The sequence below is a fragment of the Devosia sp. genome (genome assembly GCF_040509215.1).
In the GTDB taxonomy this organism is placed as follows: Bacteria; Pseudomonadota; Alphaproteobacteria; order Rhizobiales; family Devosiaceae; genus Devosia.
The window spans coordinates 1-6,755 of the sequence record NZ_JBEVLL010000052.1; the positions used below are offsets into that span (position 1 = coordinate 1).

The 6,755-nt window shown below is 63.0% G+C and carries 7 protein-coding genes; 1 reads left to right on the plus strand and 6 read right to left on the minus strand.

The genetic code is table 11. The features are described 5' to 3' along the window. The first annotated feature begins 233 nt into the window (after nucleotides 1-233). Nucleotides 234-1,010 carry a phytanoyl-CoA dioxygenase family protein gene (locus ABW043_RS02730; RefSeq protein ID WP_353919708.1) on the plus strand — a complete coding sequence of 259 codons (777 nt, stop codon included), beginning with the start codon at nucleotides 234-236 and terminating at the stop codon, nucleotides 1,008-1,010. A 68-nt stretch (nucleotides 1,011-1,078) separates the two neighbouring features. On the opposite strand, the gene ABW043_RS02735 is transcribed toward ABW043_RS02730, so the two are convergent. From ABW043_RS02735 to ABW043_RS02760, 6 genes are all read right to left on the minus strand, one after another. Further along, the gene (locus ABW043_RS02735) at nucleotides 1,079-2,578 is read right to left on the minus strand and encodes a M81 family metallopeptidase (protein ID WP_353919709.1); all 1,500 of its coding nucleotides are present in this window, start codon (nucleotides 2,576-2,578) and stop codon (nucleotides 1,079-1,081) included. 9 nt (nucleotides 2,579-2,587) lie between these two features. Further along, on the minus strand, nucleotides 2,588-3,868 hold the full coding sequence (locus ABW043_RS02740) for an amino acid deaminase (RefSeq protein ID WP_353919710.1): 1,281 nt from the start codon (nucleotides 3,866-3,868) through the stop codon (nucleotides 2,588-2,590). A gap of 9 nt (nucleotides 3,869-3,877) precedes the next feature. Beyond that, entirely contained in the window at nucleotides 3,878-4,690 is an 813-nt protein-coding gene (locus tag ABW043_RS02745; protein WP_353919711.1) for an HpcH/HpaI aldolase family protein, read from the minus strand. Nucleotides 4,691-4,695: 5 nt separating this feature from the next. Then, nucleotides 4,696-5,481, minus strand: coding sequence for an SDR family oxidoreductase (locus ABW043_RS02750; RefSeq protein WP_353919712.1), 786 nt, complete (start codon nucleotides 5,479-5,481; stop codon nucleotides 4,696-4,698). 3 nt (nucleotides 5,482-5,484) lie between these two features. Then, entirely contained in the window at nucleotides 5,485-6,444 is a 960-nt protein-coding gene (locus ABW043_RS02755) for a Gfo/Idh/MocA family oxidoreductase (RefSeq protein WP_353919713.1), read from the minus strand. A gap of 5 nt (nucleotides 6,445-6,449) precedes the next feature. Beyond that, nucleotides 6,450-6,755: SDR family oxidoreductase (locus ABW043_RS02760; RefSeq protein ID WP_353919714.1), on the minus strand; the 306-nt coding region annotated here is incomplete at its 5' end.

Consider the following 6,755-nt stretch of genomic DNA (forward strand, 5'->3'; position numbering starts at 1 on the left):
CGGGCCGATGGGCATGCGGCGGTCGAAGCGACCGAGGCGGTGCTCGCGCAGAATGATGCCATCTGGGTCGACGCTCTCGGTCATGTCGGCACAGCAGCATGAAGCGGGGTGCGGCGCCACCGATGTGTGGCAGGCGCAATCGAAATTCCTAGTTTGCTGCCGTACTGCTCAACAGACGATGGACCGCGCTTGGTCTCAGATGGTGGCAGAGGGAACACAGAAGGAGAATGCCGATGTCCGTGGCCATGCAGGACCCGCTCACCAGCCTCAAGAGTGATTTCGACCGGGATGGCTTTATCGCCATCAAGCCGCTTTTCGATGCGGGGAAGATGGTGGAGATCAATCGCGAATTCGACCGCTACGTCGAAAGCTGCGTGCCTGAGATGAAGGACACGGAAGTGTTCTACGAAGAGAAGGGCGCCAAGGGCACGCTCAAGCAGATGCAGAACATGCAGCACTATGATGCGTATTTTCGCGATCTGCTCGAGACCGACACGATCCGCGAACTGGCCGAGAGCATGCTGGGCGAAAAGGCGCGGGCGGTAAACCTTGAATATTTCAACAAGCCTGCCGGCATCGGCAAGCCTACACCGCCGCATCAGGACGGGTATTATTTCCATTTCAATCCGCCGGCGGCCGTTACCGGATGGCTGGCGCTGGAGCGGGTCGATCCGGAAAATGGCTGCATCCACTATGTGCGTGGGTCGCATAAAAACGAGGGCTATCGGCCGCATGGGCGATCGGAAATCCTTGGTTTTTCGCAGGGGATTACCGATTTCGGCACTGCGGACGACAAGGCCAATACGGTGGCTTTTCCGGGCGATGCGGGCACCTTCCTGATGCACCATTCCAAGACCATTCACTGGGCCGAGCCGAACACCTCGCCGACGCGGGCGCGGCGGGCGCTGGGCTTTGTCTATTTTGGGGAAAGCGCCAAGGTGGATGAGGAAGCAAGGGCGGCCTATCAGGCCAAGTTGCAGGCCGATCTCCGGGCCGCAGGCAAGATCTGAATGGCGTTGGCGGAGCCCCGGAGGGCTCCGCCGCAAACCTCTTCGATCTTGCGGCGGTCTTGGCATGTTCAGCTCAATGAAATCACCTTGCCCTGAAGCTTGGTGAAGGGCAGGCGGCGCAGGTCGCTGGTGCAGAGGCCGGGGCTGTCGACATAAAAACTGGCGCGCTGGATCGAGTCATAGGCAGCGCGATGGGAGACGGCGGCCTTGATGACGACATAGGTGGCGTCTTCGGGCCGCAGTCCCTGCGAATGGTATTGGCCGAGATCCATGGGCGCGGTCTTGCGCTCGGAGAGCAGGATTTTGGCCTGGTCGTTGGCGACCACGGCGCAGCGGCCCATGCGGATGGTCGTGCCGCCCATGGAGGCGAGGTGTGATTTGGGGTTTTCGAGCTGGAAGACGCCGTCGCTGAGGTGTTCGACGATGCCGGTGAAGGGGATCGGGGTGCCGTGGTGGGGGTCGGTTTTGCCGCCGATCAGCAGAGACACTTCTGCGCCCGCTCCGGCGGCGAAGCATTTGGCCACGGCTTCGCGGTCGGCTAGGGCGGCGAGGATGTTTTGGCGGCCGGTTTCGAGGAGAGGGGCGAGGAGACCGGTCGCATCACCCGGCGTGCCGCCGCCTATGTTGTCGGCGGGTTCGATGAGGAGGATCGGGCCAGTGCCTGGCGGCAAGGCGTCGGCTTTGGCGAGGGCGGTGGCGAGATCGTCTTCGTGCGGGTAGCCGGCTTCGATATTGGCTTCTAGGACGCTGACCAGGATGTCGAGGTGTTTTTCGGCGGTAGCCGCCGGTCCCTTGGTGATGAGATTGAGGCTGAAGCCGCAATCGGGAATGTCGGAGTACGCGTAGCCGGCCATGACGTTGATGGTGAGGATATCAGGATCGCTGGCCTCGATGGCGCGGGCGGCGGCGAGGACGCTCTTCATCGGGTCATTGGCTGAGCCGACGCCGACGGGCGAGATGACGTATTTGGTCGAACGGTGCAAAGCCCTGATATTGGGCTCGCGGAAAGCGCGGTCCAGCAGTTCGGCAGCGGCCACGGCGGATTCATAGGCGTCGGTGTGCGGGTTCTCGCGATAGGCGCGGAGCACGGTCGAGTTTTCGACCATGACCTCAGAAATGTTGCCGTGGAGGTCGAGGACAGCACCGACCGGCAGGTCGCCGCGACCGGCGGCTTTCAGGCGGTCGCGAATGGTCTTGATGACGAGGCCCTCAACGTCGTCGGAGCCCTCGCTGACCATGGCGCCGTGGAGGACGAGGAAAATGCCGTCGATCTCGTTGATGTGGCGGTCGAGACCGGCGAGGAAGTGCTCGAAAAAGAGCCCGACCACGTCGTCGGTCACCTTGCCGGCCGGTTGGGCCGCCATCTGAATGGTGGGGAGGATGCGCCAGCCGGCCTTTTCGGCATAGTCGATGAAGCCGGCGCTCGGTGAGCCATTGCCGCGGTTCTGGTCCAACGCTGCCTGGCCGATACGGATGCCGCCGTCCTCGAACTGGGTCATGCCGGTCTTGTCGGCGAGGAAGGTGTGGGTCTCGTGATAGAGGCCGCCGAAAAGCACGGTCTTGGACATAGGCGGGCCTCAGAAAAAGGTCAGAACGCCGTCGATGACGGTGTAGTCGTCGTCGACGATGGGCAGGAACCGCCATTTGTCGAAGGCAGTGCAGGGGTGGGAGACGCCGGAGGCGACGAGGTCGCCCACCTGCCAATCGGTGTCTGGGCCGAGGCGGACATAGGCGTGCTGATCGTTGGTAGCAAAGATCGTGGCTTCGCCGACGGGCAGGAAGCCGGTGCCGGGGCGGTAGCGCTTGAAAGGGACGGGCAGGCCTGAATCGTAGGGCACGTCGCGCTTGCCCATGGAGAGGAAGGCGAGACCGGGCTCTGGCATGGACTGGACATAGGCCCAGGCTTCAAGCCCGGGCTGCAGATCGGATTTCCAAGAACGGCGCGGATCGGCCTTGGCCTCGTCCTGCGCCTTTTTGTAGGCGCCGGAGTCGTTGGTGACGTAGCAGCCCGAGCGCAGCAGCACGCGGACGGGCAGGGGCAGGTCGAGCGTCGCGAAACGGTCGGCGACGATGTCGAAATAGGAGGAGCCGCCGCCCGAGAGAATGAATTCGTCGAGGCCAGCATAGAGGCTTTTGGGCAGGGCGCGGGCGATGTCGACGATGCTCTGGGCGAAAGGCTCGACGAGCATAGGGTCTTTGTCGATGCCGGGGACGACACCTTCGAAGGTGGCGATGCCGGCAAAGCGCACGAGGTTCTGGTCGCTGTGCGCCAGCTTGTCGGCGAGTGCTAGCGCTTCGGCCTCGGTGCGAAGGCCGGTGCGGCCGCCTTTGGCGCCGATTTCGAGCAGTGCCTTTATCGGTCGGGTTGGCGCGAGATCACGCAGATGCGTGAGCATGTTGTCGAGTTGGGCGGCGGAATCGAGGAAGCAGGAGAATTCGAATTCCGGATCGGCATCGATGAGTGCGGCGATGCCGGCGAGGTGCGCCTTGCCGATGAGTTGGTTGGCGAGAAGGACGCGCTTGACGCCGTAGTGGTGCATGACCTGCACCTGATTGACGGTGGCGGCCGTCATGCCCCAGGCGCCGCCAGCCAATTGTTCGGCGAAGATTTGCGGGCTCATGGTTGTCTTGCCATGGGGCGCCAGGGACAGGTTGTGGCTTGTCAGGTATTGCCCGAAGACACTGGCATTGTGGTCGAGCGCGCTGCGTTTGAGCAGCATCAGCGGCATGGGCAGGTCTTCGCGGAGGACGTTCCAGCCTTTGCCGGCAATGTCCTTCAGCGCGAAGGGTTCGGCCGTCGCCGGGATGCCCTTGGTGCGGCCGTCGAGCAGGGTGTTCTGCAGCGCGTCGAGATGCATCTTTCCGTCCTAGATCGCGTCGAATGCGGAAAGGACGTCATCGGCATAGGTGGCGAGGGCCACCACGTCGGCGCCAACGCTGAGCAGATTGTAGCCCATCGAGACATAGTCCTTCACATTGACCTTGCCGGCGACGGTGGCGGCGATCTTGCCATGCTTGCGGGCGACTTCGGCGACGCGTTCGCGCACCTTGATGATTTCGGGCGCCTGAATCTGGCCGGGAATGCCGAGGCGAACGGAATAGTCGCCGGGGCCGAAGAAGAGGGCATCGACGCCGTCGATTTCGGCGATGGCTTCGATCTCGTCGAGCGCTTCGGGGTCTTCGATCTGGTGGCAGACGAAGCGTTCCTTGTTGGCGGTTTCGAGATAGTCGAGAAAGCCGACGCGGGTGAACATGCCGTCATTATTGCCACCATCGACGGCGCGGCGGCCGAGCGGGGCGAACTTGGTCATGTCGCGAACGGCGCGAGCGTCGGCTGCGCCCATGACATGCGGGACGATGAGGCCGGTGGCATCGGCCTCAAGCGGGCGGATATAGTCGGAATAGCTGCCGCGGGCGACGCGGACGAGGCTGTCGACGTCGTAGATTTTTGCAGCACGGATCTGGTTCTCGATGGCTTCGAGGCTGGCCGAAGTATGCTCCTGGCAGAGCCAGAGGGCGTCGGGTTGGGCCTGAGCAAAAATCTCGGCGACCTTGGCGTCGAAGGTGTTGAGCTTTAGCACTTTGGCGACGCCGCCGGCGGCGATAGTGCGCAGGACGCGGCTCTTGCGCATGCGGTGCTGGGTGGCGGGGGTGGCGGAATAGAGCTGCTTTTCGGTCATGGCTGTTACTTTGCGGTGTAGCCGCCATCGACCGGGATATTGGTGCCGGTGATGTAGGCGGAGGCATCGGAAGCGAGGAAGACGATGACGCCCATGAGATCGGTCTCATTGGCCATGCGGCCGAGCTGGGTGCGATCGGAATAGTTCTGCACGAAGGGCGCGGGCTGGTTGGAGAAGAGCCCGCCGGGCGAGAGGCAGTTCACCCGAACATTGTCCTTGCCCAGAATGCTGGCGGCCCAGCGGGTGAAATTGATCATGCCGCCCTTCTCGTAGAAGTAGATGGGCGAGGGATTAGGGTTCATGTCGGTGCCGGCGTAGTTGCCCATTTCGACGCCAACCATGCCCATCATCGAGCCGATATTGATGATCGAGCCGGACTTGTTGGCGGCCATGGACTTGCCGAAGAGCGAGGTGATCTTGAACAGCGCCGAGGCGTTGACGCGGAGGCTCTGGTCATAGGCTTCTAGATCGTGGTCCCAGCCATCGGTGGCCGAGCGGGTGACGGCGTTGTTGACCAGGACGTCGCAACGGCCGCTGCGCTCGAAAATGGTCTTGTGCAGGGCTTCGATGGACGCGTCGGAGCTGAGATCAAGCGAGAGGGCGGTGACGTCATTGCCGGCCTCGCGCTCTTCGGCGGCGACGGCTTCGAGCTTGGTCTGGTCGCGGGCGGCGAGGTAGGTCGTGGCGCCGGCTCCGGCGAGGGCGGCGACGATCTGGCGGCCATAAAGGCCGGCGCCGCCGGTGCAGAGAGCAACTTTGCCTCTCAATGAAAAAGTATCGAGAACGCGCATGGGTCAGGCTCCGAAGCTGGAAAGCAGGATTTCAGCGCCGCCGGCTTCGCGGCTTTCGATGCCGGCGATGACCAGTTGCATCAGTTCGCGCGTCTGGGCGAAGGGGACAGGTGGCACGCCGGTGCGGAGGAACCCAACATAGCTTTCGAGCTGCGCCTTGAAGGCGGTGTAGGTGTCCTGGCTGCGGAGGGTCACGCCGCCTTCGGTGCCCGCGAGGGTGATGAAGCCGGAGCCGCCGATCTGGTCTGCGGTGACGGTGATGACGACGTCGATGCCCTTTGAGTGTTTGAGGTGCACGACGTTGCGCTCATAGGTGCCGGTATTGCGGACGGAGACGAAGCCGGGGCCGACGATCGGGTAGATCGATTCGAGGGCATGGATGCCGTAGGTCTCCCACTTCTTGGCCATGGTGGCGAAGACCGTGCGCAGGGGACCAAATTCGTAGGTGGCGCCGTGATAGGGCGCGAATTCCTTGGCAAAGCGCATGCCCGAAGAGGAGATGATCGGCTTGCCCTCGGCGATCCAATTCGAGAAGGTTTCGAGGTCGGCGCGGTTATCGCAGAGGGGCTTGTCGATGAAGACGGGAAGGCCGGCCTCGACGAAAGGGCGGGCGCGCTCGACGTGTTCAAAACCCTTGTCGGTGGCGACGATGACGGCGTCGACATGGCCGATGACGTCTTCGGCGCGGGTGACGACATTGGCGATCTTTGCCACTGCCGCGACCTGCGGGGCTTCGGCGGGATTGTCGGTCCAGACGTGAGTGACTTCGACACCGGGAATGCCCAGCGTTTCGGGTGGCTGCTTGCCGATATAGTTGATGATCGCCGGATAGGGGCAGGTCTTCAGCGCTTCGGCGTCGTAGCGGCCGTTGATGATCATCGACCAGGAAAAGGGGTGGCCATTGCCCTCGACCATGCCGAGCATGGCGAGGCGGATGGGGCGGTCGGCGAAGGGAAAGTTCATGGAGGTCACCAGGCGGTCCAGCCACCATCTACGCCCAGCACCTGGCCGGTAATGTAGGAGGCAGCATCGGAAACGAGGAATACGGCGGCGCCGGCGGTTTCATGCTGGCGGCCGATGCGGCCCAGCATGGTTTCGGCTTCGAGATTGGCGATGAAATCGGGATGGGTCTCCTGCACGGCGGCATGCGGGAAGGGGCCCGGGTAGAGGGCGTTTACGCGGATACTCTTCGGACCATAGTGGCCGGCCATGTAGCGCACCATCTGGTTGAGGCCGGCTTTGCCGACGCCGTATTCGATGGCATTGGGGGCCAT